Annotated in this window: 26 protein-coding genes; 16 read left to right on the top strand and 10 right to left on the bottom strand. The window is 41.4% G+C overall.

Annotation, left to right across the window (positions count from 1 at the left end; genetic code table 11):
* The first annotated feature begins 82 nt into the window (after positions 1 to 82).
* Positions 83 to 2,659, top strand: coding sequence for a preprotein translocase subunit SecA (secA, locus tag JU57_RS09780; protein WP_037960362.1), 2,577 nt, complete (start codon positions 83 to 85; stop codon positions 2,657 to 2,659).
* Positions 2,660 to 2,668: 9 nt separating this feature from the next.
* Positions 2,669 to 3,871, top strand: a complete 1,203-nt coding sequence (locus JU57_RS09775; protein WP_037960290.1) for an ABC transporter permease — start codon at positions 2,669 to 2,671, stop codon at positions 3,869 to 3,871.
* 18 nt (positions 3,872 to 3,889) lie between these two features.
* On the opposite strand, the gene JU57_RS09770 is transcribed toward JU57_RS09775, so the two are convergent.
* The 4 genes from JU57_RS09770 to JU57_RS09755 form a co-directional block, all read right to left on the bottom strand.
* Positions 3,890 to 4,291 (bottom strand): hypothetical protein, encoded by a 402-nt coding sequence (locus tag JU57_RS09770; protein WP_025345090.1) that lies wholly within the window; start codon positions 4,289 to 4,291, stop codon positions 3,890 to 3,892.
* Between the two features lie 47 nt (positions 4,292 to 4,338).
* Entirely contained in the window at positions 4,339 to 5,571 is a 1,233-nt protein-coding gene (locus JU57_RS09765; protein ID WP_037960287.1) for an ArsS family sensor histidine kinase, read from the bottom strand.
* Positions 5,568 to 6,248, bottom strand: a complete 681-nt coding sequence (locus JU57_RS09760; RefSeq protein ID WP_037960284.1) for a response regulator transcription factor — start codon at positions 6,246 to 6,248, stop codon at positions 5,568 to 5,570. Before JU57_RS09760 ends, JU57_RS09765 begins: the two co-directional genes overlap by 4 nt.
* A 63-nt stretch (positions 6,249 to 6,311) precedes the next feature.
* Entirely contained in the window at positions 6,312 to 7,733 is a 1,422-nt protein-coding gene (locus JU57_RS09755; RefSeq protein ID WP_037960281.1) for a Do family serine endopeptidase, read from the bottom strand.
* 170 nt (positions 7,734 to 7,903) lie between these two features.
* Here JU57_RS09755 and JU57_RS09750 point away from each other — a divergent pair, with 170 nt between their 5' ends.
* Genes JU57_RS09750 through JU57_RS09740 form a run of 3 tightly spaced genes read left to right on the top strand, consistent with a single transcriptional unit; the run spans position 7,904 to position 10,803 of the window.
* Complete coding sequence (locus JU57_RS09750; RefSeq protein WP_037960278.1) at positions 7,904 to 8,800, top strand: DnaJ family protein; 897 nt, start codon at positions 7,904 to 7,906, stop codon at positions 8,798 to 8,800.
* Positions 8,801 to 8,818: 18 nt separating this feature from the next.
* On the top strand, positions 8,819 to 9,193 hold the full coding sequence (locus JU57_RS09745; RefSeq protein ID WP_037960274.1) for a helix-turn-helix transcriptional regulator: 375 nt from the start codon (positions 8,819 to 8,821) through the stop codon (positions 9,191 to 9,193).
* A 2-nt stretch (positions 9,194 to 9,195) separates the two neighbouring features.
* The gene (locus JU57_RS09740) at positions 9,196 to 10,803 is read left to right on the top strand and encodes a cation:proton antiporter (protein WP_037960272.1); all 1,608 of its coding nucleotides are present in this window, start codon (positions 9,196 to 9,198) and stop codon (positions 10,801 to 10,803) included.
* A gap of 123 nt (positions 10,804 to 10,926) precedes the next feature.
* Here JU57_RS09740 and hemW read toward each other — a convergent pair whose 3' ends face one another.
* Positions 10,927 to 11,982 (bottom strand): radical SAM family heme chaperone HemW, encoded by a 1,056-nt coding sequence (gene hemW, locus JU57_RS09735; RefSeq protein ID WP_037960269.1) that lies wholly within the window; start codon positions 11,980 to 11,982, stop codon positions 10,927 to 10,929.
* A 76-nt stretch (positions 11,983 to 12,058) separates the two neighbouring features.
* Between hemW and JU57_RS09730 the strand changes: the two genes are divergently transcribed.
* From JU57_RS09730 to JU57_RS09685, 10 genes are read left to right on the top strand one after another with little or no spacing between them, the layout of a single operon-like run.
* Positions 12,059 to 12,529 (top strand): RNA pyrophosphohydrolase, encoded by a 471-nt coding sequence (locus JU57_RS09730; RefSeq protein ID WP_037960266.1) that lies wholly within the window; start codon positions 12,059 to 12,061, stop codon positions 12,527 to 12,529.
* Position 12,530: 1 nt separating this feature from the next.
* Entirely contained in the window at positions 12,531 to 13,733 is a 1,203-nt protein-coding gene (locus tag JU57_RS09725) for an aspartate kinase (RefSeq protein ID WP_037960263.1), read from the top strand.
* Between the two features lie 3 nt (positions 13,734 to 13,736).
* Positions 13,737 to 14,288, top strand: coding sequence for a HobA family DNA replication regulator (locus JU57_RS09720; protein ID WP_037960260.1), 552 nt, complete (start codon positions 13,737 to 13,739; stop codon positions 14,286 to 14,288).
* Positions 14,275 to 14,901: a DNA polymerase III subunit delta' gene (locus tag JU57_RS09715; RefSeq protein ID WP_037960257.1), complete on the top strand. Its 627-nt coding sequence runs from the start codon at positions 14,275 to 14,277 to the stop codon at positions 14,899 to 14,901. Before JU57_RS09720 ends, JU57_RS09715 begins: the two co-directional genes overlap by 14 nt.
* The gene (folP, locus tag JU57_RS09710; RefSeq protein ID WP_037960254.1) at positions 14,898 to 16,043 is read left to right on the top strand and encodes a dihydropteroate synthase; all 1,146 of its coding nucleotides are present in this window, start codon (positions 14,898 to 14,900) and stop codon (positions 16,041 to 16,043) included. Before JU57_RS09715 ends, folP begins: the two co-directional genes overlap by 4 nt.
* A gap of 9 nt (positions 16,044 to 16,052) precedes the next feature.
* Positions 16,053 to 16,766, top strand: coding sequence for a hypothetical protein (locus JU57_RS09705; RefSeq protein WP_294877021.1), 714 nt, complete (start codon positions 16,053 to 16,055; stop codon positions 16,764 to 16,766).
* Entirely contained in the window at positions 16,756 to 17,517 is a 762-nt protein-coding gene (locus JU57_RS09700; protein ID WP_037960251.1) for a TSUP family transporter, read from the top strand. The genes JU57_RS09705 and JU57_RS09700 overlap by 11 nt, the downstream gene beginning before the upstream one ends.
* Positions 17,514 to 19,460: an NAD-dependent DNA ligase LigA gene (gene ligA / locus JU57_RS09695; protein WP_037960246.1), complete on the top strand. Its 1,947-nt coding sequence runs from the start codon at positions 17,514 to 17,516 to the stop codon at positions 19,458 to 19,460. The genes JU57_RS09700 and ligA overlap by 4 nt, the downstream gene beginning before the upstream one ends.
* Entirely contained in the window at positions 19,457 to 20,173 is a 717-nt protein-coding gene (locus tag JU57_RS09690) for a TlyA family RNA methyltransferase (protein WP_037960243.1), read from the top strand. The genes ligA and JU57_RS09690 overlap by 4 nt, the downstream gene beginning before the upstream one ends.
* Positions 20,133 to 20,996: a bifunctional riboflavin kinase/FAD synthetase gene (locus JU57_RS09685; RefSeq protein ID WP_037960240.1), complete on the top strand. Its 864-nt coding sequence runs from the start codon at positions 20,133 to 20,135 to the stop codon at positions 20,994 to 20,996. The genes JU57_RS09690 and JU57_RS09685 overlap by 41 nt, the downstream gene beginning before the upstream one ends.
* Here JU57_RS09685 and JU57_RS09680 read toward each other — a convergent pair.
* A complete protein-coding gene (locus tag JU57_RS09680) occupies positions 20,975 to 21,757 on the bottom strand; it encodes a GGDEF domain-containing protein (protein WP_037960238.1) in 783 nt (260 codons plus the stop codon). The two genes, JU57_RS09685 and JU57_RS09680, sit on opposite strands and share 22 nt — an antisense overlap.
* A gap of 106 nt (positions 21,758 to 21,863) precedes the next feature.
* Here JU57_RS09680 and cmoA point away from each other — a divergent pair, with 106 nt between their 5' ends.
* Positions 21,864 to 22,574 carry a carboxy-S-adenosyl-L-methionine synthase CmoA gene (cmoA, locus tag JU57_RS09675; RefSeq protein WP_037960235.1) on the top strand — a complete coding sequence of 237 codons (711 nt, stop codon included), beginning with the start codon at positions 21,864 to 21,866 and terminating at the stop codon, positions 22,572 to 22,574.
* Between the two features lie 15 nt (positions 22,575 to 22,589).
* Here the strand turns inward: cmoA and JU57_RS09670 are convergent, their stop codons facing one another.
* The 4 genes from JU57_RS09670 to JU57_RS09655 are packed head-to-tail and all read right to left on the bottom strand — an operon-like array spanning position 22,590 to position 26,535.
* On the bottom strand, positions 22,590 to 22,859 hold the full coding sequence (locus JU57_RS09670) for a hypothetical protein (RefSeq protein WP_025345070.1): 270 nt from the start codon (positions 22,857 to 22,859) through the stop codon (positions 22,590 to 22,592).
* Positions 22,860 to 22,861: 2 nt separating this feature from the next.
* Positions 22,862 to 23,887 carry a 3'-to-5' oligoribonuclease B gene (locus tag JU57_RS09665; RefSeq protein WP_037960233.1) on the bottom strand — a complete coding sequence of 342 codons (1,026 nt, stop codon included), beginning with the start codon at positions 23,885 to 23,887 and terminating at the stop codon, positions 22,862 to 22,864.
* A gap of 41 nt (positions 23,888 to 23,928) precedes the next feature.
* Entirely contained in the window at positions 23,929 to 26,121 is a 2,193-nt protein-coding gene (gene flhA / locus JU57_RS09660) for a flagellar biosynthesis protein FlhA (protein WP_037960230.1), read from the bottom strand.
* Positions 26,122 to 26,130: 9 nt separating this feature from the next.
* Positions 26,131 to 26,535 carry an Rrf2 family transcriptional regulator gene (locus JU57_RS09655; protein WP_037960227.1) on the bottom strand — a complete coding sequence of 135 codons (405 nt, stop codon included), beginning with the start codon at positions 26,533 to 26,535 and terminating at the stop codon, positions 26,131 to 26,133.
* Between the last annotated feature and the right edge of the window lie 2 nt (positions 26,536 to 26,537).

Raw genomic sequence — 26,537 nt, 5'->3', positions numbered from 1 at the left:
GATAGTAAAAGTATGATAAAATCCCAAGTTTTAAGAGAAACGAATGCTATAAAAGTAAAGAAAATAGAGGTGAAATCACATGATGTTGAGTAATATTGTTCGTAAAATTTTTGGCACTAAAAATGATCGCGTTATTAAAGAGCACCAAGTACGCGTAAAAAAGATCAATGCCTTAGAGCCGACATATGAAAAGATGAGTGATGAAGCCTTAAAAGAAGCCTTTAATGCTTTGAGAGTCGATGTTAAAGCGGGAACGGTTACCTTAGATGCTATTTTAAATGATGTATTTGCTATCACACGAGAAGCGAGTAAACGAACCACGGGCATGCGCCATTTTGATGTTCAAATGGTGGGTGGTTTGGTGTTGCATGGTGGCGACATCGCTGAGATGAAAACAGGTGAAGGAAAAACCCTCGTGGCAACGCTCCCCGTTGTATTAAATGCTATGTCAGGGGAAGGCGTACACGTCGTTACCGTTAATGATTATCTTGCGAAAAGAGATGCGGCTGATATGGCACGTATCTATAACTTTTTAGGTTTGAGTGTGGGTGTTGTGACCAATGACCTTGAAAATGATGCGAAACGTAAAGCGCAGTACGATAGTGATATTACCTATGGAACCAACAATGAGTTTGGGTTTGACTACTTGCGCGATAATATGCGTTACTCGTTGGATGAAAAAGTTCAACGTTCTCATAATTTTGTGATCGTCGATGAAGTGGACTCTATTTTAATCGATGAGGCGCGTACTCCTTTGATTATCTCTGGTCCTGCAAACCGTACGCTTGATGGGTATAAAATTGCTGATGGCGTCGCTAAGCAGCTGACCAAAGAGACGGATTTTGCTATTGATGAGAAAAATAGAACGGTTTTAATGACCGAAGAGGGTATAAGTAATGCTGAAAAACTTTTCGGTGTCGATAACCTCTACAGCCTTGACAATGCAGTTCTCTCCCATCACCTCGATCAAGCACTCAAAGCACGTTACCTGTTTACCGCCGATGTGGATTATGTGGTTCGTGAAGGCGAAATTATCATCGTTGATGAATTTACCGGTCGTTTAAGTGAAGGAAGACGTTTTTCTGAAGGATTGCACCAAGCCTTAGAGGCAAAAGAGGGTGTTATGATCAAAGAAGAGTCCCAAACCTTGGCTGACATCACCTTTCAAAACTACTTTAGATTGTATAAAAAATTAGCCGGTATGACAGGAACGGCGCAAACCGAAGCGACCGAATTTGCTCAAATTTATAATTTGGAAGTTATCTCTATTCCGACTAACGTGCCAATGCGTAGAGAAGATAAAAACGATCTTATCTATAAAACAGAGCGTGAAAAATTTGAAGCGGTCATTAAAGACATTAAAGTGTGCCATGAAAAGGGACAACCCGTTCTTGTCGGTACAGCTTCGATTGAAAAAAGTGAGCTACTGCATGCCCTTTTGAAAAAAGAGAAAGTGCCACATTCGGTTTTAAATGCAAAGAACCATGAAAAAGAGGCGCAGATTATTAAAGATGCTGGTGTCAAAGGCGCTGTAACGATTGCAACCAATATGGCAGGTCGAGGTGTCGACATCAAGCTTACCGATGAAATTAAAGCCCTTGGGGGTCTTTATATCATTGGAACAGAGCGTCATGAGAGTCGTCGTATTGATAACCAGCTTCGCGGACGTTCCGGTCGTCAAGGTGATAACGGCAAAAGCCGCTTTTATTTAAGTTTGGAAGACAATCTCTTACGGATTTTTGGAAGCGATCGTATTAAAGCGATTATGGAGCGTTTAGGCATTGAAGAGGGTGAACACATCGAGTCTAAAATGGTGACGCGCGCCGTTGAAAATGCACAGAAAAAAGTTGAAGCACTTCACTTTGAGTCTCGTAAACACCTCCTTGAGTACGACGATGTTGCCAATAAGCAACGTAAAACGATTTACAACTTTAGAAATGAGCTTCTCAATCCAACGTTCGATATTGACACTAAAATTAAAGAGATTCGTTTTGAATTTGTGACCAATTTGCTCTTTAAAGCAGAGATTTACGAGGGCATTGCACAGAGTGAATACAACATAGAACGCCTGATCTCAGTTCTTCAAGATGATCTCAATGAAACTTTTGAGCATAGTGCTTTAGAAGGGTTAGATTTTGACGCATTGCGTACGTTTATTCTTGAATCATTAGAGAAAACTTTTGATGCAAAAATGTCTGTGGTGGATGCAACGCAACGCCAGGAGATTGAACGTATTTTATACCTTCAAGTGCTTGATAATGCGTGGAGAGCCCATTTGTATCAGATGGACATCTTAAAAACAGGTATTGGTCTTCGTGGGTATAACCAAAAAGATCCACTGACTGAGTACAAAAAAGAGAGTTATAACCTCTTCATTGAACTGGTAGAGCAGATCAAATTTGAGAGCTTTAGAACACTGCATATCGTTCAACTGAGGGACAACAAAGAAGAAGAAGAGAAGCGTGCGATGGAAGAGATGATTCGAAGGATGGAAGCCGCTAACGCTAATGCCACACTTCAACATCAAAGTCCTTATGCCGACGAAGAAGATGAAAAAGATAAAAAAGCAGCGCGTAATGAGCCATGTCCTTGCGGAAGTGGTAAAAAGTATAAACAGTGTTGTGGTAAGAGTGGTCCTAAAAAAGGGCTTTTGGCATAAGGGAATAGGGTGCAAAAAAATCTAAGTCTCTACCTTGTCAAAAAGTATTTACGATTTGACAAGTCACAACCTTTTATCACGGTTATTTCCCTCCTTGCTTTTTTTGGAGTTGCCATTGGTTTAACCGTTTTGATGGTTGCCATGGCGATTATGAATGGATTCGACAAAGAGTTTGAAAAGAAACTTTTTACGATGAATTATCCACTCTCCATCTATTCGCGTAGTTTTTCACCTGTGGATCAAACACAACTCAATACGCTTAAAGAGCAATTTCCCAAACTTCTCTTTAGCCCTTATATTTCGACGCAAGTGATTATCAAAAAAGGCAATCGCTTAGAAGGGGGCATGCTTTTTGGAGTTCGTTTTGAAGAGGAAGCGAAGATTAATGCCATTATTGCTGAGGCAATTCAGGGTAAAACATTGGATAAATACGACCTCATTACGGGCAGTGAGATCGCTAAAACCCATCAATTTTCATCGGATGAAAAAGCAACGCTTATCTTCACAAAAAATGATCCTGGCGGCATGAGCCTCATTCCAAAGATGAAACGCTTTAACTACCAAGGCTCTTTTCGCTCAGGTTTGATGGCATATGATAAAACGTACATGTACACAACCCTTGACTCTCTGGCGCAAGTGATGCAGTACGATGAGGGGCATTTTGATGGAATTCACATCTATTCGGATGATCCCTTTGCCGATATTGAAAAAATTCGTAAAATCCTTCCTGATGATTTAGGTATTGTGGGTTGGTGGCAGATGAACGGTAACTTTTTTGCAGCCCTTGCTCTTGAAAAACGCGCACTTTTTATTGTGTTAATGCTGATTATTTTGATTGCATCCTTAAATATTATTAGTTCTCTTTTGATGACCGTAATGAACAGACGAAAAGAGATCGCTCTTTTACTCTCCCTTGGAGCATATAAAAAAGAGATCAAAAATACCTTCTTCTATCTTGGGTTAGTGATTGGCGGAGGGGGAATGGTGTTTGGCATTCTTTTAGGCTCTTTAGCCCTTTTTGTGTTAGGCTCTTTTGACATTATCTCTTTGCCTGCAGATGTGTATGGCACCGCACGGTTGCCTCTGGATCTCTCCTGGTTGGATTTTATTTTAACGGTGGTTGGAACCAGTGTCATTGTAGCGCTCTCTTCGTATTATCCTGCCTATAAAGCAACGCAAATTAACGTGTTAGATACCCTTCGAAATGAGTAGAAAGTAGGCTTAACAAGCCTACTTTAAAAGATCAGTTTTAATATTGCAGTTCGTTTCCACTAAATCACGTAGTCTGTGTAATAGTGCTTTGGCATCAGCACCATCTTCTGGGTAGGTCACAACGTTGTCAAACGGTTCTTGATCTAAGAAGTTTTGAATCCCTGAGAGCACTTCCGTTGCACCATTCCAGTCTGTTCCTGTCAGCATTACCACGTAGTGGTTACTGTGGTTAAAAATGGCATCGGTTCTTCGAAGTATGCGTTGAAACATCTCTAGACTATCGATCTCTTTACGCTCTTCTAAGGAAAAAAAGATAAGTGAAAAAGGCACTTCATCTTTGATGCCAAAACGCTCTAAAAGTGCAATATGGTGATCAATAAGATGGGAAAGATTGATTTTTGAAAATGTGATACCAGACATAAAAACTCCTTTATATTCCTGCTGTGTGCTTAATTGTACTGTAAAATCTATGCTAACGTTTCAATTTTTTCAAAATTGAAATAATTATACCCCTCTTTGTGTTCATAGGTAAAGCTAATATGATGGGCTTTGACAATGTGGTGGACAATATAGAGCCCTAAACCAAAACTTTGGTGAGAGTTTTTTTCTTGAACAAAAGGCTCTAAGTAGTGTTCAAGTTCATATTTGAGAGGTTTGCCTTGGCTAATAAAAGAGATTTTTTCTTTCGTAGCCATGATTTTAATGGTTTGATCAATAGAGTATTTGATGCCATTATCGATCACATTTTTCATCGCAGTTGTAAAGAGCCTAAAGTCTACATGTAAAATAATTTCATCATCCAGTTCGATCTCAATCTGAGAAGGGGAGATCATTGCAAGATCAATCGCTTCATCGAGCATATCCACCAAACGGTACGGTTTAATATTTTTAAGCCCTTCGCCTGAGGTGATCTGCTCAATGGAGGCAAACTCATTAATGAGAAGCTCCAGTTTTTCAAACGTACCAATCAGTCGATCACGCTGTTTTCCACTTTCAAGCATCTCCGCACTGATGCGTCCTTTGGTAATCGGAGTTTTGAGCTCATGCATAATGTTACGTAAAAAAAGCTGTCTGGAGTGGTTGAGTTTATTGATCTGCTCAACAGCGTTGTGAAACGCATTGGCAACTTGAGAAATCTCATCTTCCCCATCGGTTTGGCAGTTGATGTCAAGATTCCCTTGTGCAAAACGGTCCATTTGGCGTTTGAGTTTCCGAAGCGGTTTAAGTTTACGGATGGTGAGAATATACGCGATGATAATAATGGCAAACACAACACCAAAAATAACTTTGATCAGATCATAACGGTAAGGCTGAAAATCTTCATCTTTAAGCAGCAAGGAAGCGTATTTGGTCTCAATATGTAAGTAATGGTTGCTTTCGTAGCGTAAAATGGCACTGGTACCAATACGATCTGCAATTTTTTGAATAATTTGAGCATTTTGAATAATCTGCTCTTTGTCTTCTTTATCGGTAATTTCACGCATTTGATACCCTTGAACTTGCCTTTTAAGCTCGTCATTGGTGATGAAATTATTGAGGTGAAATAGCGTGGCACGTGCGATGATGGAGTACTTTGTGTTGAGCTTTTCGGTATAGGTTTGCTTGTCATATTCCAGCAAAAAGAGGAGTGCCAAAAAAATACTGACAATACTGGTGGCGAAAATAAAGGTGATACTGTAGAAAATAGAAGATTTCGTCATTGTAGAAATTTATATCCCACACCACGAATTGCATGGATATACGTTGGCTCCTTAGGGTTTTCGCCTAATTTTTGACGAATTCTGCCGATGATCACATCGATGCTTTTATTGGTTGTCTCTTCACTGATCGCTTCGATATTATAGATCAGCTCTTCTCTGGAAACCACGCCACCCTCTTTTTTCATCAAATACCCCAAAATGCCATATTCTGCAGCGGTCAAATGCAGCTCTTTTCCTTGTAATAAAATATTCATTTGCTCTTCATTTAAGATCAAATCTTTTGGTTTTTGCACACTTTGTTCGGTAGGAACCAGCCCTTTGTGACGGCGAAGTAGGCTCATAATGCGTGCTTGAAGTTCTCTGGGATTGTAAGGTTTTGGAAGATAATCATCTGCGCCATTTTCCAAAGCAGTCACTTTGTCGGTAATGTCGGTACGTGCTGAGGAGATGATGATCGGTATACTGTGGCGTTTGCGTATCTCTTTACAGACTTCAAGACCATCGAGTCCTGGAAGGGTAAGGTCTAAAATCACAAGATCAAATTTTTGAGTGTCAAGGGTTGAAAGTCCAAGATAAGGATCGTCTGCGATGGTAATCTTAATATCGAATTGCTCTAAGTACTCCATCAAAATTTCGGCGAGTTCTAAATCATCCTCGATCATCAAAACATTTGTCATCGACTCACTCCTTACATGTAAAGGATATTATAGCCTATTTAGGAGGCTTTTGCCTCCTAAATATTAGGGCATTACAAGGATAGCACGGTAGTTTTGACGGTTGATAATCACTCGTTTTTTACTGTTTTTATACGTCTTAAGTGCACTGTTTAACTCTTTGAGTGAGGCGATGCGCATTTGCTCCACTTGGATGATGATATCGCCTTCTCTAAAGCCCATTTTTTCAGCCTTCGAGTCTTCTTCGACTTCGAGAACAAGTACGCCTTCAACCTCTTTAGGAATTTGATACTGAGCTCTGGTTTTATCGTTAATTTCCACAAGACTCAACCCTTCAATGGACGTTGTTGTTGCTTTGCCATCACGGCTTGCTACCACCTCTTCGGCGTCCATTTTGGCAAGTTTGATTTTGGTCGTTTTGACTTTTTTATCACGCTCATACGTGATGGTAATGGTTTTATCAGGGGCAATGCTTGCCACCGTGTTTTTGAGTTCATTGGAGTTTTTCACTTTGATGCCATCCACTTCAAGGATCAGATCTGAAACTTGAAGTCCTCCTTTCTCTGCAGGTGAATTTTTCTCGATCATCAAAATAACAGAACCTTGTTTGTTTTCATACAGCTCTTTAAGATCATTGGTTAGATCAGAAATGGAAACACCCATAAAGCCACGCTCAATTTTGCCTGTTTCGACCAAAGAGGTTGCAATTTTTTGTACCATATTGGAAGGAATGGCAAAACCTATACCGTTATTTCCGCCTGTTTTAGAGAGAATTGCACTGTTAATACCAATGAGAGCCCCTCGGCTATCCACCAGCGCACCACCAGAATTTCCAGGGTTGATGGAAGCGTCTGTTTGGATGAAATTTTCGTATTGATTCAGTCCGACATTATTTTTATTGAGTGCTGAGATAATCCCTTGAGTGATCGTCTCACCCACGCCAAAAGGGTTACCAATGGCAAAGACAAGATCACCTTCTAAGAGGTTAGACGAGTCGCCAAATTTAGCGACCTGAAGATCTTTGGCTTCGATTTTAACCACTGCTAGATCGGTTTTAGGATCTTCGCCGATCACTTTGGCTTTGTACTCTTTTTCATCATCAGGAAGCGTAACAACGATCTCATCCGCACCTTCTACGACGTGGTTGTTGGTAACGATGTAGCCATTGGTGGAGATAATGACTCCTGAGCCCAAAGAGTGCGATTTACGTTCTTGTTGTTTGAGTTCCGGCATTTTATTGCCAAAGAACTCTTTAAAGAACGGATTTTGCATGAGTTCATTGAGTTGGTCATTTTGCTTGCTTTTTTTAGTCGTTGCAATGTTGACAACACTTTTTTTAGCATCTTTAATGGCGGTATGGTAAGAGAGAATCACGTTCGAAGCTGTGGCATCTTTGCGTTCAGAATCTTTAGGCATTTGAGCGATGTCAATCGTCGCGCCAAAGAGAGATAGCGATGCAACAAGCGATATTAAAATCATTTTTTTCATAATCAAACTCCTTTGAAGTCTTAGTCTTATGGAATTATAAAGGAGAGAGGTAAATATAAAGTAAATATTAAGCTAAGCAGCAGGGAAGTTGATTGATCTAGACTAAACTTTTATGGTATAATCGCTATAAATATTAATGGATAAAAGAGTCCAAAATAAGGTTAACATTCATGAGTAAAAGTTTATACGAAACATTAGATATTGCCTCCGATGCGAGTGCAGAAGAGATTAAAAAAGCCTACCGAAGATTGGCACGCAAGTTTCATCCTGACATCAACAAAGATGCTGGTGCCGAAGAGAAATTTAAAGAGATTAATGCCGCGTATGAAATCCTCAGTGATGAGCAAAAACGTCGTCAGTACGATCAATACGGCGATAGCATGTTTGGTGGTCAGAATTTCCATGATTTTGCCAATGCCCAAGGCGGTGCGAATTTAGATGACATCTTACGCAGTATCTTTGGCGGCGGTGGCGGTTTTGGAGGCTTTAGTAGCGGTCGAAGTAGTGGTTTTGGTGGCTTTAGCAACTCCGGTTTTGGTGGTGGCGGTTTTGGGGGATTTAGTGAGCCAGACTTAGATGTCAGTGCTAAAATTATTATTCCGTTTAACGTCGCTATTTTAGGCGGTAAACATTCCCTCTCTTACAATAACGAAAGTTTTGATGTGAAAATTCCTGCTGGCATCAAAAACGGTGAAAAGATGCGCGTGAAAGAAAAAGGTAAATCGTTTCAAGGTCAAAAAGGCGATCTGATCTTAAGTGTGGAAGTTGCCTCTAGCCCTGAATACACCAGAGAAGGTGATGATCTGGTTAAGAGCATTGATATTCCGCTTAAAACAGCTCTTTTTGGCGGTAAAATCGCTGTGGATACACTCTATAAAGAGATTACACTGAAAGTCAAAGAAGATACTAAAAATGGACAAAAATTTAGAGTCAAAGAGTATGGTGCATTGAACCGTAAAACGCAAAGTAAAGGTGATCTGTACTTAGTGGCAAATATTGTTCTTCCTCCACTTGCTTCCTTGGATAGCTCCTTAAAAGCACTGTTGGAAGAGCATTTACCAAATTAAGCTTACGAGGAGTATGCCATGCATCATGGGTATGAAGAACCGGTGTATTTGATCAGTGTTGTCGCCAAAGTTTTAACCATTCACCCTCAAACACTTCGCCAGTATGAGCGAGAGGGGCTTGTAAGGCCTTCAAGAACCGATGGTAAGATGAGGCTTTATTCGCAACAAGATATTGATAAAATCAAGATGATTCAACGTCTCACACGTGATCTTGGTGTCAATCTAGCAGGTGTAGACATCATTATGCAGCTCAAAGAAAAAATTGATGATTTTGAAGCATTGGTGGAGAGTTTACGACTGGAACTCAGTGGGCTTACGAAAAAAAGTACGCAAACCAAAAATCCTTTGGTAAAACATAAAAACAGTTACGAGATCATTTTATTTGGGGAATAGGCGTGGATAATATTTTAGCGATCATTTTAAGTGCAACGGCGTTAGCAACCCTCTTTAACCTTTTGTTGAAGCGTTTTAATATACCAACGATTATTGGTTATATTATCACAGGATTTGCCATTGCTTACATGTACAAACTGGGTCGCAATAATGAATCTTTAACGCATATCGCAGAGTTTGGTGTTGTTTTTTTGATGTTTACCATTGGGCTTGAGTTTTCCATCAAACATCTCCTTAGCATGAAAAAAGATGTTTTCTTTTATGGCTTACTCCAAGTCTCTCTTGTCGGAGGCGTGATTGCTTTAAGCGCTGAGTATTTTTTTGGTATGGAGAAGAAGAGTGCGATCATCATTGGGTATGCACTTGCACTCTCATCCACGGCGATTGTGCTTAAGATTCTCAATGACAGCGGAACGATTCATACCATTTACGGACGTAAAGCGCTTGGAATTTTACTCTTTCAAGATATTGCAGTCATTCCGATCTTATTAATGCTTAACATCTTTTCAAATCAAAATAGTTCACTCACCGATCTTCTTTTGCAGACGTTTTACAGTGCTGTTCTGATCTTAGGCCTTATGTTTATCATCGGAAGATACCTTCTTGATCGCTTTTTATCGCTGGTTGTCTGGGCAGATACCCAAGAAATTTTCATCGCTTCGGTGTTGCTTCTCGTTGTAGGCGCCTCATTTTTAGCACACACTTTAGGCTTTTCCTACTCTTTGGGTGCATTTTTAGCAGGTATGATGATGTCCGAGACGCAGTACAAACATCAAATCGAAGCCGACTTGGTTCCGTTTCGAGACTTGTTGCTTGGACTCTTTTTTATCACCGTTGGTATGCAGATTGACCTTAGCTTGATTTCCCAAAATTACGGCACGATTTTACTTTTTTTAGCGACGATGGTTTCGTTTAAAACACTGGTTGTTTTTTGCATTTTATTTTTTGCAGTCGGAGGTCGCGTTGCCTTGAAAACAGGTTTGGCGTTGTGTCAAGCGGGTGAGTTTTCGTTGGCGATTTTAGCACTTGCAAGCTCAACACATCTTATCAGTGCGAAGACCTCTCAGATATTGATTGTGACGGTTGTATTATCGATGATCATGACGCCCTTTATTCTTAAAAATATGAAAAAAATTGTGGATACTATCACGAAAGAGCCTAATAATGGCGATTTTATGATTCACTCTTCAGGCATTAAAGACCACATCATTGTGTGTGGATACGGAAAATTAGGGCAAGAGATTGTCTATCGTCTCAAGAAGATGAATGTCAATTATTTGGTTTTGGAGCACGACATCAATCTAGTGAAACTCGGGCAAAACAGGGGCGAATCTGTCTATTTTGGAAATGCGGCTGAGAAGAGTATTTTGAAAAATGCGTTTGTGGAAGAGTCTAAAGCGGTTATTATCGCGATTAATAATGAGAAAAAACTCATTTTGCTCTGTGAAGTGCTTAAATCGTTTGATGCTCCGATTAAGATCGTTGCCAAAGCGAGTGACTACGATGAGAAAAAACTCCTTAAAGCACTTCAGGTGAAACATATTGTCAACGAAGGACGAGAAGCCGCTAAAGCGCTTTTGAAAGTGGCGATGGATGAAGAAGATTATTAGACTTCTTGCAAAACTGCAAGAACTCTTCTGCCTCGTATGAGGCTAGCTTTAGTGCCACAGCGGCTTAGCGTAGCCTTTTGGGCTTTGCCTAAAAGGCGTGATAAAAGAGTTCTGTAAGAACTCTTATTGCGTAATAAACAGCGCTATCTCATCGCTTAAAAAGTAGTCGGTGTTAAAGACGCGATGATCTTTACATGTAAGCTTGTTTTCTTCCACTAAAATATTCACTTGTACCATCTCTTTTGGGCTAAAACAGGCTAAAGAGATGCCAATCATGCTTCTTAATCCGAGGAAAATTTTTTCGACATGTAAATCGTCACTGCTCAGTTTTTCGATCTCTTGAAAAAGAGGATTTTGCACATACGCTTCGATCTCTTTGGCAGGATAAAAACGCCTGTTTTTTAAAAAACCAACCGCACCTGCTCCGATTCCTAAATAGTCTTGATGCTCCCAATACCCTTTGTTATGCACGCTTTGGTAGGTTCCAAAATTGGAGATTTCGTATTGGGGAAATCCCGCTTGTATAATCGCTTGTACAAAATCTTTGGCAAGTTTCTCTGAGCCATTGGCAACATCGTTTCGTTTGAAAAAGGGTGTCTCTTCTTCAAGGGTGAGCGCGTAGGCACTGAGATGATTGATGGGCAAAGCAGTGGCGATGGCAAGGTCTTCTTGCAGCAGGGCTGGCGTGTCCAGTGTGGTGCCATAAATGAGATCAAGAGAGATATTTTGAATGCCCAGTTTGGCTGCCGTTTCAATAGCGTGCAACGCATGTTGCCGGGTATGATTGCGCCCTAAAAATGCCAGTTTTTGCGCATTAAAACTCTGCACTCCAAAGCTTAGACGATTCACGCCTAAGTTTTTTATCCCTTCTAGCCACTCTTTGGTTGCCGATTGAGGATTGGCTTCGGAGGTAACTTCAGCATTGTCTTCCAAATAGGGTGTGATTATCTCAAAAAAAGGCTCATACCACGCATACGGAATGGTAGAAGGTGTTCCACCTCCAATAAACAAAGAGCGAATACTTTTCTTGGGAGTATCAAATTTTTCCAACTCATAGCGCAGTTGCTTGACAATCTGCTGCATGTAGTTTTGCTTAAGAGTACCCTTGTTCTCGTAAGAGTTAAAAGCACAATAATGGCATTTGCTGTCGCAAAAAGGGATATGGAGGTAAGCTAACATGTATTTCCTTGTATCAAGCAAGTTTAATGACTATTTCGATACTATTTTAACAAAAATATAGAGGTAATGCGCAATTATGGAATCATTAAAACGATACAGACCCAATGTTGCTGCCGTGATTGTCTCTGCAAAATACCCATTTCAATGCCAAGTGTTTATTGCCAGTCGTAGTGATATTGAAGGTGCGTGGCAATTTCCTCAAGGCGGCATTGATACAGGAGAAACCCCTCAAGAAGCCCTTTATCGCGAGCTTGAAGAAGAAATCGGCACGAGAGACGTGGAAATTATTACGGAATATCCTGAGTGGTTACAGTATGATTTTCCTCAAAAAATTGCTCAAAAAATGTACCCTTTTGATGGACAGAGCCAAAAATATTTTTTAGTAAGACTCAAAAAAGATGCCAAGATTAATCTAGCAACCAAAGAGCCAGAGTTTTGCGACTACAAATTTGTCAGTTTAGAAGAAGTGTTTGATTTTATTACCTATTTCAAGCGCCCCGTGTATAAGCAAGTGTTAGACTATTTCAAAAAAGAAGGGTATCTTTAAGATGTTGATCGTTCAAAAATACGGAGGAACGAGTGTTGGTAATGTTGAGCGCATTGAGGCTGTTGCCAAACGAGTCATAGAAAGCAAACAAGAGGGACACGATCTTGTTGTCGTTGTTTCTGCAATGAGTGGTGAGACCAATAAACTCTTAGAGTATGCAGCGCATTTTAGTGCTACACCCAATCATCGTGAAGTCGATATGTTGTTAAGTTCAGGCGAACGTGTCACCAGTGCGTTACTTGCGATTGCCCTTGAAGCAGAGGGATATGCTGCTGTTTCGATGAGCGGACGTCGTGCTGGGATTGTGACCGATGCGGTTCATACCAAAGCGCGTATTGAATACATCGATACCACACGGATGAAAGAAGAGCTCAAAGAGGGCAAAATTGTCGTTGTTGCAGGGTTTCAAGGTGTGACTGAAAGTGGTGAAGTGTCTACATTGGGTCGTGGTGGTAGTGACCTTTCTGCGGTGGCAATTGCAGGAGCGTTAGAAGCAGATTTGTGTGAGATTTACACCGATGTGGATGGTGTCTATACAACCGATCCTCGCATTGAGCCAAAAGCTAAAAAACTCGATAAAATCAGTTACGATGAGATGTTAGAACTTGCGAGTTTAGGAGCAAAAGTGCTTCAAAGCCGCTCTGTGGAAATGGCAAAAAAACTTAACGTCAATCTTGTGACACGCAGCAGCTTTAACAAACACGAAGGAACACTTATTACAAAGGAAGATAAGATTATGGAACAACCATTAGTGAGCGGTATTGCACTCGATAAAAACCAAGCCAGAGTTACCCTTCGTGGTGTGACAGATAAGCCTGGCATTGCGGCTGAGATTTTTAAAAAACTCGCTGATAGTAACGTTAACGTTGATATGATTATCCAAAATGTAGGACACGATGGCACCACCAACCTTGGTTTTACAGTACCTCAAAATGAACTTGAGATGACTAAATCGGCGATGAGCGAGCTTAGAGCCAGTGATGTTATGGAGTATGACAGTGACATCGTTAAAGTTTCTGTGGTCGGTGTGGGTATGAAATCGCACAGTGGTGTAGCGTGCAAAGCGTTTGACACGATGGCAAAAGAGGGCATTAACATCGAAATGATCAGCACCAGTGAGATTAAAATCTCTATGGTCATTCAAGCAAAATACGGTGAACTTGCGGTTCGCGCCCTTCACAGTGCCTACCAATTGGACAAATAATTCATGCAACAATTTTTAAAGTGGACATTAGAAGAGATACGAAAAGACGGCTCTATGATGAGCTGGATGGAAGAGAAGAGGTTCGAATGGGTTCCTCTTGCCGCTTCCATGCTCAAAAATCTTTTGGATGGCCATACGTTTATTGTGATTACCGATGATGATCGAGCATGGTTTTGCCACTATATGCTTCGTGCCATCAACAATCATCATAAAAATAGACCAATTTTGCCTTTTATTGCATTGCAAACACTCTATCCAAATTTGTACCAAGTCAAAACGAAAGAAGATATAGAGCTTTTGGAAAACATGCTCTCTCAAGCCTTTCCGAGTGGTTATACCTTCTTTTATGTCGGCAAAAATAGCGACATAAAGATGCAAATCGCTAAACGTAAAGACGATAGTTTTTTATGGATTATGGACGAGCATGTTCAAAATAGCTTTTACCTTTTAAGCGATGACGATAGTTTAGATATTAAATTGATTCAACTCTTTAGACTTCTCGATAAAAGTATCGATGCCGTGCTTTTTGCCGAGGTTACCTTTGAAAACGAATGATGAAGAGGTTTTCAGCCATATTTTGATCTGTAAAAATGTGGAAAAAGCCAAAGAGAGCCTGCATGAAGCCTACGCTAAAGAGCGCCATCTCTTTTTCATCAAAGATGAATTTCTCATCGATGATGCCAAAGAGGTGATCAAAGAGGCGTACATCGCAGAATCTGAAAATAAATACCTTATTCTCATCGCCAAAGGGTACCGCGTTGAGGCGCAAAATGCACTTTTAAAAATTTTGGAAGAACCTCCTCGCCACATCGTTTTCATTGTCGTTGCCCCTTCTAAAACAGCTTTTTTGCCAACGGTTCGTTCACGATTACTGCAAAAAGAGCTGGTGATGGAACAAGAGGTGACGCACAGTGGGTTAAACCTTGCAAAACTCGATCTTGGCGATATATATCCGTTTATTCAAAAGCACCAAAATGTTGAAAAAGGGCTACTCAAAGAGTTGGTTCAAGCCATCGTGTATGAATCGATTCATGAGCATCATCTGCATTTTAGTGAAAAAGAGCTGGAACATTTTGCAAAACTGTTGCATTTGGTAGAACTCAATACCAGAGCGCAAACGATTTTAACCTCGCTTTTACTCTCGATTATGCTAAGAAAGTACCGATGAAACTCTGTCAATTAAACACAAATAGCGATGTTGCAGCGCTCTTTCACCGCTTGGGTGTCACCCGTGAGGGAAGTGCGATTTTAGCGCAAAAGGCGCATCTGAATTTCATTTATATCAAAGATCTTAAAACGCCTGCAGCGAATATTCTCAAACAAGATGCTTTATCTATTGGCGCCGATCTTGCCGTACCAAAAGATACGATTACATGTAAAGTCCCTTTGGTTGATGCGCTGTTAATTGCCAATGACAAACAGCTTAAAGAGCTCGCGCGCAAAGAGAAAGCGCAACCTTTTGGACTCAAAGAAGTTGCGTTAAAACTCAGTGAATTTTGCGTTACATGTAAGAATGATTTTGAGATTATGGGCATCATTAACACGAATGAAGACAGCTTTTTTGAGGGCAGTCGTTTTAGTGGTGAAGCTGCCCTCAAACACATTGAATCGATGATAGGCGAGGGTGCAAGTATCATCGATCTGGGTGGTGTTTCAAGTCGTCCGGGGAGTTTGAGTGTCAGTGAAACAGAAGAGCTTGCTCGCGTGAAGCCTATCATTGATCTTATTTACGAGCACAAACTGTTTGAAAAAGCACGTTTTTCTCTTGATAGCTATTCGCCTGTGTGTTTGGAATATGCCCTTTCGCATGGATTTAGTATCGTGAATGACATCACAGCACTTGCCAATGATGATGTGGCACGCGTTGCCGCCAAGTACGATGCTACGGTCGTTTTGATGCACATGCAAGGTGAAACCACCACCATGCAACACGAACCTCAGTATGATAATGTCTTATTTTCGGTAGATGCTTTTTTTGAAGAGCGCATTGCGAAGGCACAAAGCTTTGGCATCCATAAGATCGTTTTGGATGTCGGCATTGGTTTTGGAAAAAATTTAGAGCACAATTTAACACTTCTGCAACATCACAAACATTTTTTGCATTTTGGCTATCCATTGCTTTTTGGAGCCAGTCGCAAATCGATGATTAACACGATCATCCCTACACCCATTTCTGAGCGACTAGCGGGTACGTTAGCCCTACATCTGAAGGCGTATGAACATGGAGCAACGATACTGCGTGTTCATGACGTTAAAGAGCATCTGCAAGCCCTTAGTGTGCTTCGCGCGCTCAATCAAACAACCTTTTAGGAATCTTTTTTGGAAAAAATAATCGATCTTTTAAACCGTATCAGCGAGCTTTACGCTATTCCCCAATGGGTTGTCAATAGTGGCGCCATTGCGATTTGTATCATTTTAATTGCCTTCCCTTTTGTGGCTCGTTATTTAATGCGTCCTAAATATTTTAGATTTCACGAACTCATTTTATTTAAAGTGCTGTGGCGTTGGAAGTATAAAAAAGGCGATGTCATCGGGCTTTGGTGTTATTGTCCTAAGTGTCAAAGCATGTTAATGGTGGATGATGAAAATTGTCGTTTAGAAGAGACATTGCAGCATAAAATCACCTTTTTTATCTGCCCAACCTGTGGCGGTCATGAACTTAGTCGCGTGGTTGGAGGCGATAGGCGTTATGTCTTAAGTCTGGTCAGACGCGATATTTGGAAGCACATTCGTGAGGGAACGTACAATGAAGTGGCATCTGCCACGAAAGAGGCGTTAGCCCTTTACGTAGAACTTGAAGAGGCTAAAGAGCAAGACGCTGCTGAAGGTTCTGTTTCTGTGGATGAAACGACCGCTTCGCCTCTTGAAGAAGAGCTGCCTCTGGCTGAAAAGAGTGTGGAAGAGTCTTTACATGTAAACACGCCTGAGGCAAGCGAAACAACGATACCAGCGCATGAAGAGCCTCAAAAAGAGGAGTCAGATACGACGCAAGCGAGTATTCAAGTCGAGGAGATGAAAAAAGATGGAATTTGAATTTTATTATTATGTGATCTTCTTGCTGACAGGGCTTGTGGCAGGATTTATTGACGCGGTTGCAGGAGGAGGAGGTATTATCACGATTCCGGTCCTCTTAGCTTCTGGGATGCCCCCACACATTGCCCTTGCGACTAACAAACTTCAAGGAACCTTCGGTAGTGGTATGGCTTCGATCAATTTCATTCGTAAAGGCTTTATCACGTGGTCAGAAGTGATGATCGGGGTGATCTATACGTTCATTGGTGCGGCGCTTGGAACCTATGCGATTTTGCTGATGGATGCGAGCATTTTGGCGAAGATCATCCCTGCGATGTTGGTCGGTATTTTTATCTACACGCTTTTATCGCCTAAAATGGGCGAAAATGATCGCCATGCCTATCTTGGCAATCATCTCTTTTTCTTGATTTTTGGTATAGGACTTGGCTTTTACGATGGTTTTTTTGGACCCGGAACGGGAACATTTTGGACGATAGCCCTTGTTACCCTTTTAGGATTGAACCTTAAAAAAGCAACCGCGCAAACTAAAGTGATGAATTTTACGAGCAATATTGTCTCCTTAGCCGTTTTTCTTTGGAGTGGCAATGTCCTTTTTGTGGTGGGTTTGCTCATGGGTTTTGGGCAAATTATCGGGGCATACATTGGCTCTAATATGGTCATTAAAAAAGAGGTGAAGTTTATCCGCACGTTTTTCCTCATTATGGTTGGACTCACCCTTTTAAAACTTATTTACAGCAGTTACATCGCATGAATCACGAAGAGTATTTAGCCAAAATTGATCTTGCCAATGCGTGGGCAAAAGCCTATTACGTCGATGATGCACCGCTTGCAAGCGATGAAGAGTACGACAGACTCTACCATGAAATCTTAAACTACGAGCAGGAAAATCCACTTTTTGCCGACGAAAGTAGTCCCACGAAACGTGTGGGTGGCATGGTGTTGGAAGGCTTTAACAAAGCAGAACACAAAGCGCGTATGTGGAGCATGGAAGATGTGTTTGATGAAAGTGACCTTGATGCGTGGATAGAGCGTGTTAAAAAAGTCAAAGAGCAGTTTACCTTTTACTGCGAGCCTAAGTTTGATGGTGCGAGTCTCAATCTCATTTATGAAAAGGGTATGTTAAAACAGGCGATCACGAGAGGCGATGGTAGCATCGGTGAGGACGTAACGGAGAATGTTAAAACCATTGGCTCCATTCCTTTGCGCATCAGTTATCAAGAGCCGATTGAAATTCGTGGCGAAGTGGTCATCAAAAAAGCAGACTTTGAAAAACTCAACAAAGAACGTTTAAGCCTTGGCGAGGCGTTGTTTGCCAATCCTCGCAATGCCGCCGCCGGAAGCCTGAGACAGCTTGATACGAGCATCACGGCGAAGCGAAAACTCATGTTTTACCCGTGGGGCATTGGTAGCAATAGCTTAACGCAAAGCTTTTTAAGTCAAAAAATGAACTTTGTCTACAGCCTTGGCTTTTTACAACCCCCTCGTATCGTCGTGACGCAAAGCGTTGAGGATGTGCATACGCTTTACGCCGAACTTATCGCCAAGCGTGATGAGATCGAGATGATGATGGACGGTATGGTCGTGAAGATCGATGATGTAAGCCTTCAAGAAGAGCTAGGCTATACCGTCAAATACCCCAAATGGATGGTGGCGTTTAAATTTCCTGCGATTGAAAAAGTGACGAAGCTCAAAGACATCACACTGCAAGTGGGCAGAACGGGCGTGGTAACGCCTGTGGCGGAAGTCGAAGCGGTGAATATCGAAGGCGTTATCGTCGAGCGCGCCACACTGCATAATTTTGATGAGATCGAGCGCAAAGATATTCGCATTGGGGACAGCGTCATCATCATTCGCAGTGGAGATGTGATTCCTAAGATTATTAAAGTGTTAACTGAAAGGCGTGATGGCAGTGAAAAAGTCGTTGAGAGACCGCTTATTTGCCCCGTCTGCCAGAGTGAGCTTTTGGACGATGGAGCGCTGATTAAATGCCAAAATCTCTCGTGTGAAGCTAGGGTTGTTGGGGCGATGATTCACTTTGCGTCGAAAAAAGCGCTCAATATTGACGGGCTTGGCGATAAAATCGTCGAGCAACTGTATGCGCAAAAACTCGTTTTACATGTAAAAGATCTCTACACCTTACATGTAGATCAACTGCTCGCATTAGAGGGCTTTAAAGTGAAAAAAGCGGAGAACCTTTTAGCGGCGATTGAGCAGAGCAAAGGGGTGAGTTTAGAGAAGTTTATCAATGCACTTGGCATCGAGCATATCGGTGAAGTAGCGGCTAAAAAGATCGCACGAGCCTTTGGGTTGGAGTGGTTGGAAGCCAGCTTCGATCAGATCATCGCCCTTGAAGGCTTTGGCGAAGAGATGGCGAAGAGTTTGGTGGAGTTTATACATGTCAATAAAGCCGAAACCTATGAGTTGATGGCTGTGATTGAGCCTGTCGCCTCAAAGCTTGAGATAACGGAGTCTGTGTTTACAGGGAAAACGGTGGTTTTAACAGGTTCGATGAGCCAACCACGCGATGAGATCAAAGTGAGGTTAGAAAAATTGGGTGCAAAAGTAAGTGGAAGTGTCTCTAAAAAGACCGATTTTGTCATTTATGGCGAAGAAGCAGGCAGTAAGCTCTCTAAAGCCATAGAGCTTGGTGTCAAAACACTCTCAGAGAGTGAACTCAATGGGATGGTTGAATGAGATTAGATAGTTATCTGTTTGAAAAAGGGTTCGCTCAAAGCCGCAATAAGGCGGCGGAACTCATTAAAGAGGGCAGTGTTTGGCTCAATGGTAAAGTAGAGCGCAAAAGCTCTGTGGAGATTGGGGAGAATGACACGGTTGATGTGACAAAAATGACGCAATATGTAAGTCGTGCAGGGCTTAAACTGCGTGGATTTATCAATGAATTAGGGTTACATGTAAAGGGTCTGGATGTGCTTGACATTGGGAGTAGCACGGGCGGTTTTGTGCAGGTGTGGCTGGAAGAAGATGTCAAAAGTGTGACCGCTGTGGATGTGGGCAGTGAGCAGCTTCACCCCACGCTCAAAGTCGATTCTCGAATTATTTTGCATGAAAATAGTGATATACGACTTTTTAAGCCTGAGCGAACCTACGATATGGTCAGTTGCGACGTCTCGTTTATTGGGATTGGAGCACTCATAGACGTAATCGATACGTTAGCAAATTGTGCAATCATCATCTTGTTTAAGCCGCAATTTGAAGTGGGAAAAGATGTCAAACGCAGCACTAAAGGAGTCGTTAAAGATGGCTCGGCTATTATGCGCGCACATTATCAGTTTGAAGCCCTTGCTGTGACGCTTGGCTGGACATTGATCGAAAAAAGAGAATCGCTTGTAAAAGGAAAAGAGGGGAATGTTGAGACGTTCTACTATTTTAAAAAAAGAGAGTGTTGATACCCTAGCCATCGGAAGTTTCGATGGCATCCATGTAGGGCACAGACAGCTTCTTAATCATCTAGGGACCAATGGTGCGCTGTTTGTCATCGATAAAGACCAAGCGAACCTGACACCAGGGATTAAGCGCAGCGAATATGCGGGCTATCCGTGTATGTTTTTTCATTTTCTCAAAGTAAAAGATCTCAGTGGCGCGGAGTTTGTAGCGCTTTTAACCAAAGAGTTTCCCCATCTTCGTAAAATTGTTGTTGGCTATGATTTTTGTTTTGGAAAACACCGCTCATGTACGGCGAAAGATCTGAAAACCTTTTTTGATGGTGACGTAGTGATTGTTGATGAGTTCTGCTATCAGGGTATTTCGGTGCATTCAAGCCTGATTCGTACCTACTTGAAGGAGGGGCGTTTAGAAGAGGCAAACCGCTTTTTAGGGCGTGAATATGCGATCACAGGCGATATTGTCCCTGGTCAAGGGCTTGGTAAAACAGAGCTTGTGCCTACGTTAAACCTCAAAGTTTTGGAGTATCTTATTCCGCATGCAGGCGTTTATGCTACGCGTACGCGCATTGCACACATGATGTACGATTCCGTTTCGTTTATTGGGGTAAGAGAGAGTACCGATGGAGCATTTTCCATTGAGACGCATATTTTAGATGCAACACTTCCAGCAGTCCATGGCACGGTTGAGCTCTTTTTTGTGGCGTTTTTGCGCGCGAATCAAAAATTTACCAGCTTAAGTGAACTAAAATCCCAGATTGAACACGATTGTGAGCAAGCTCGAAAATACCGTGGAACGTGTCGAGTCTATTTGAGCGATTTTTTGTAGTCGTACATCTTGGTATCGGCATCTTCCAACACTTTTTTAAAGCTATCTTTAGCCTTAAAAGAGGCAACACCAAATGAAAAATCGATGTAAAAAAGCTCTTTATTGTGTTTAAACGGCGTTTTGAGTAGGTTTTGATTGACTGTATGTAAAATTTTATGTATTTCTTCTTCATCGTGCTGTTCGCTTAAGATGATAAACTCATCGCCCGCAAAACGAATTGCTGACGTATGGGGTACTTTCATCAGCACTTTTCCGATGACATGTAAGACTTTATCGCCAACGAGATGACCAAATTGATCGTTGACGTCTTTAAAGTGATTGAGATCAACAAAGGCTAAATGTCCACTGCTGGTAAAGTGATCGTCCTTGAGAAACTTCTCAAACAACCATCTGCGATTATACAAACGCGTCAACTCATCAATGTAAAGCTCTTCTAGCAAAGAGGCGATTCTCGTCTCTAACTCAATCATATTATTTTCAATAAATTGCAACGCCATATTGTCTTTATTGGTGATGGCGATTTTGGCATTCATGACATTTTCTTTTAAAGCAGAGGCTGAGCGTTCCGTTTCATTGCGAATCAGTTGAATTTTGCGAAGTGCGTAGAGCATGGCAGCTTCTTTGTCAATGTCACTGAGTTTGATGCCAAGGTCTTTGGCTTTGCTGTAGAAAATATCACGGTAAATTTCAGGCAAAACAATTTCAAGATTACGTATCTCTTTCATCGTTAGATCGGTCAATTCTTGCAGTTGTTTGTTCATGGTAAGACCTGTTTGGAAGTAGTGACAGTATAAGAAGTGAATGCTTAATAGTAACTAATATTTTGATATAATCGCGAAGAATTTTAAGCAATGGAAGCAAAGTGCCATGGATAAAGTATTTACCAAACCGATTACCAAACAATTTGAGTTTGATGAGGATGTTGCGGTCGTTTTTGACGACATGTTAGAGCGCTCAATCCCTTTTTACAAAGAGGTGATTGCGCTTACATGTAAAACCATTTGTCACCATGTTAAAGAGGGCGCACACATAGTCGACCTTGGGTGTTCAACCGCCAATACACTGCTGGCATTGCATAAAAAAAGCGATAAAAGCTACCATCTCTTAGGCGTTGATAATGCAGAAGCGATGTTGCATCTTGCCCGTCAAAAAGTGCACGCGTATGGGGCAAATATAGAACTTGTCTCTGCAGACATTACTCAAATAGAGCTTACATGTAAAGATGTGATTATTGCCAATTACATGCTCCAGTTCATTCGCCCTTTGCAGCGCGCTGACTTTGTCGCTAAACTCTATGCGGCACTCAATCCAAATGGTCTTTTTATCTTTAGTGAGAAGATTGTCTTTGAAGATAAAGCACTTAATAAAGAGATGATCGATCTCTATTATGATTTTAAACGTGAACAAGGTTACAGTGACTTTGAAATCGCACAAAAAAGGGAAGCGTTAGAAAATGTTTTGATTCCTTACACGGAAGATGAAAACAAAGCGATGCTGAAAAATGCAGGATTTGAGACGATCGAAGTTATTTTTAAATGGGGAAATTTCGCGACATTTATCGCTAAAAAAAAGGTGTAGAGAAATTCTCTACACTTAAGCTTTGTGAAACAGTTTAGGGTTTTTGTTGCGGATATATTCGATCACTTCAATGACCTCTTCAAAGCCCATTTCGCTGTCTTCATCCTCATCCTCAAAGACTTCATCAAGCCCTTTGAGGTAAAGATCGATTGCCTTTGGAAGGTCTTCTTTTTGAACACCTGCGAAGAAGAGGGCAGCCCCTAACATGTCAGCCAACTGCATCGCCATCTCTTCGACTTCAATTTCGGCTCGCTCTAACTCTTTTTTGAGGTCCTTGGCTTCCATGATTATCCTTTATTGGTGATGATGCTCATCACTTGTGATTTGATCGTATCATAGATAAAAGCATCTTTAAAATTGCTGAGAAGTCCACCGCTGGCATTGTGATGACCACCACCATTGGCGATGTGTGCTGCCATCTTGCTGACATCGACTTTACCATTGGAGCGCAGGCTGATGGTTTTTTTGGACGTGATGTCCATAAAGAAGTCCATATCGGGATTGGCGGTTAAAAAGTCATTGCCGATGACGGAGACATTACCGATGTTGTAGGTGAGAATGCCTTTGTACTCTTTGTAGCTGATCTGCATTTTGTCTCTGTTTTTGCTCAGTAAAATGACGTTGTAAGACGAGACCAAATTACTCAGTGTATTGTTCGCATCGGTGAGGAAAAATGACTTTTTAATCCCATGAATCGCATCGTCTAAAGCGATGTGCGCCTCTTTACATGTAAAGTACTCTTGTGCTTTGTTAAGCAGGGCAAAAATGTACTTGCTGTTCTCTTCGGGGAACATGATCTTATTGACCTCTTTTGCACCACTGACAAGCCCCATACAGACTTTGCCTAGCTCAAACTCAGGTTTATCTTCAAGCCAAATATCGACCGCATTGACGACATCGACATAATGGCTGAGTTTTTCATCTTTGCCATACAGCGCACTGAAAAAATCATAGGTAATTTTGGTAGCACAACGACTTGAATCCAGATAATACCACTCAAAAGCATCCGCGCACTCTTGCCCTGTTTTGTGATGATCTAAAACAAACATCATAATCTCTTTATCGCAAATGCTCACTTTGGATTCAAACTCTTTGGCTTGATCCATCGTAAGATTGAGGTCAGTGATAAGAATCACATGTTTTTGGGATTTTGAGTTTTGAATCACCGATAAAATCTGATTGAAACACTCGTTGATCTCTTTGCCGTAATTGGAGTTGTAAAATTGAATCGAATCAAAATAGTGTGCACTCACCATCTGACAGCTGTAGCCATCTAAATCCGTGTGTGAGAGGTGGTGTAATAGGTAGTTCATAAAAATCCTTAATGCTGAATGGTTTAATTTAGACTAGGAGCTTAGAGTTTTTCAATCTCTATAGAGCCCATAACTTCAAATTTGGAGCTTGAATCGATCTCAGCGTGGGAAAGAACCACAATGTCAAGTCCAAATTTTTCAAAAATATCAGAGAGTGGTTTACGAAGTAACGGATCCACAATGATGACAACCGGTGCAATGCCCTTGTGAAGCAGTTTGGATGCCTCATCACTACTGGCTTTTACAAGCGTGTTGATTTGACCAATATTGAGCACCAAATCACGCACGCCATCGCGTTCTCGCAGCGCATCCAAGAGCTTCTGCTCGGTTCCTGCATTAAAGGTCAGAAGCTTTAAAACACCATTGTCATCTTTATACAGCTTGGTAATCACACGTGAAAGCTTGGCACGTACTTGCTCGACAATGATCGAGACATTTTTGGTCACCTCGGCTACATCACTGATGGTTTCAACGATCGTGAGAAGATCTTTAATCGGTATCTTCTCACGAAGCAAGGCTTTAAGGACTTTTTGAATGAGTCCCACATTGGCAACTTTAAGACAATCGGTCACCACGACAGGGTAATCTTTTTGGAGTTTATCAATCAGGCTTTGAACCTCTTGACGTGTAAGAAGCTCTTCGGCGTATTTTTTAATCAGTTCACTTAAATGTGTTGAAATGACCGTAGCAGGATCAACCGTCGTGTACCCTTTAATGATCGCATCTTCTTTAATGGCGGCATCAATCCAAATCGCATCAAGCCCAAATGCAGGCTCTTTAGTAGGAATTCCTTGAACTTTATCGATGGTTAAACCACTGTCCATCGCCATAAATTTATCGGGATAAATCTCACCATTACCAATCTCGATGCCTTTGAGCAAGAGTTGATAGTGATTGGGTGTGAGGTGCAAGTTATCGCGAATCCTCACTTGAGGAATCAAATAACCAAAGTCAGAGGCAATTTTACGACGCATACTTTTAACCCTATCCAAAAGGTCACCACCTTGTGCAGGATCAGCCAATTTGATGAGTTGGTAACCCAAATCAAGCTCAAGGATCTCAAGTTTAAGGATGTCATTTAGCGTTGTCTCTTCCTCTTTGCGAAGCTCTTCAGGTGTCTTTTTAGGCGCTTGTGTACTTTGCGCTTTGCTGTCCGTTTCTTGTTTCGCTTTTTGCATCGCAAGAGGGGTTGAGGCAAAGAATTTTTGGAAGGAAAAGCTGCCATCATTGGTCTGTTTAACCAGGTATCCTAGTCCTAGGAAAATGAGTCCAACAAACATTAAGGAGAGTGTGGGAAGTCCTGGAACCAGTGAAAATAAAACCAAAATAAAACCTACGATGAGCAGAGTTTTATGTTCTCCAAAGAGTTGTTGAACGGCACCATCGGAGAAGCTGACATCGTCTGCTTTGTTGGCTCGTGTGATTAAAATACCCGTTGCCGTTGATGTGATAAGGGCTGGAAGTTGAGAGACAAGACCATCGCCAATGGTTAAAATCGTATAGGTTTGCGCACTGACCGCAAGTTCAAGCCCGTGTTGAAAGGAGCCGATGAGAAATCCACCCATAATGTTAATAATCGTGATGATAATACCAGCAACCGCGTCACCCTTAACAAACTTGCTCGAACCGTCCATCGCACCGTAAAAGTTTGCCTCTTGAATGATCTCCTCACGACGCTTACGTGCGGTTTTTTCATCAATCAAACCCGCATTAAGATCAGCGTCAATTGCCATCTGTTTACCGGGCATCGCATCGAGTGTAAAACGTGCAGCAACTTCTGCAACCCTTGTGGAACCTTTGGTAATAACCATAAAGTTAATTAAAACAAGAATTGTAAAGACAACAACACCGATGACATAATTGCCGCCGACGACAAATTGCCCAAAACTTGAGACGATTTCACTCACCGCATCAGGGCCTAAATGCCCATTGGTAAGGATCATTCTGGTGGTCGCGATGTTCAGCGAGAGTCTAAAGAGCGTGATGATCAAAATAAGCGTTGGAAACGTTGAAAGATCCGTGGGCTTTGGGATATAAAGCGAAATCAGAATGATCAAAACCGAAATAGAGAGTGAGATAACCAAGAAAAAATCGAGTATGGCACTGGGAAGTGGAACGATAATAATCGCCATAATAGAGACGATAAAAACAACAACAGTAAGATCTTTTGCTTTGACAATCGGCTCTAAATAAGGAATGATCCTTGATAGCAGCGCATTTTGATTTTTAGCCAATCAACACCCTTAAATTTCAATAATATCTTTAAGTGTCATAGTATCTAAAAATAGATCAATTTTTGTTTGAAGCTTATTGAGAATAGGCCAAACACGACAATATGTTCCCTTGCCACTGGGGCATTTTTGGGTCGAAGGTGAGCATTCAAAAACCATGGTTTGCTTTTTCTCAGCACACTCTACGATCATTTTCAACGTAAGTTCTTCGGGTTTTTTGGCGAGTAGAAAACCGCCATGAGCCCCCTTAAAAGAGCTTAAAATGTTCTCTTTGGCTAAGGCTTGAAGGATTTTGGCTAAAAAGCTTTTAGAAATACCGAGTTGGCTGGAGAGTGTATCGACATCTTGTGGGGTATTTTTTTGAGAAATAATAATTAATGATAGCAGTGCATATTCACTGGCTTTGGTTAATAGCATGG

It is taken from the genome of Sulfurospirillum sp. SCADC (genome assembly GCF_000743525.1).
Taxonomy (GTDB): domain Bacteria; phylum Campylobacterota; class Campylobacteria; order Campylobacterales; family Sulfurospirillaceae; genus Sulfurospirillum.
Note: the sequence above shows the minus strand (reverse complement) of the source record. Positions and strands in the feature narration are given on the sequence as shown.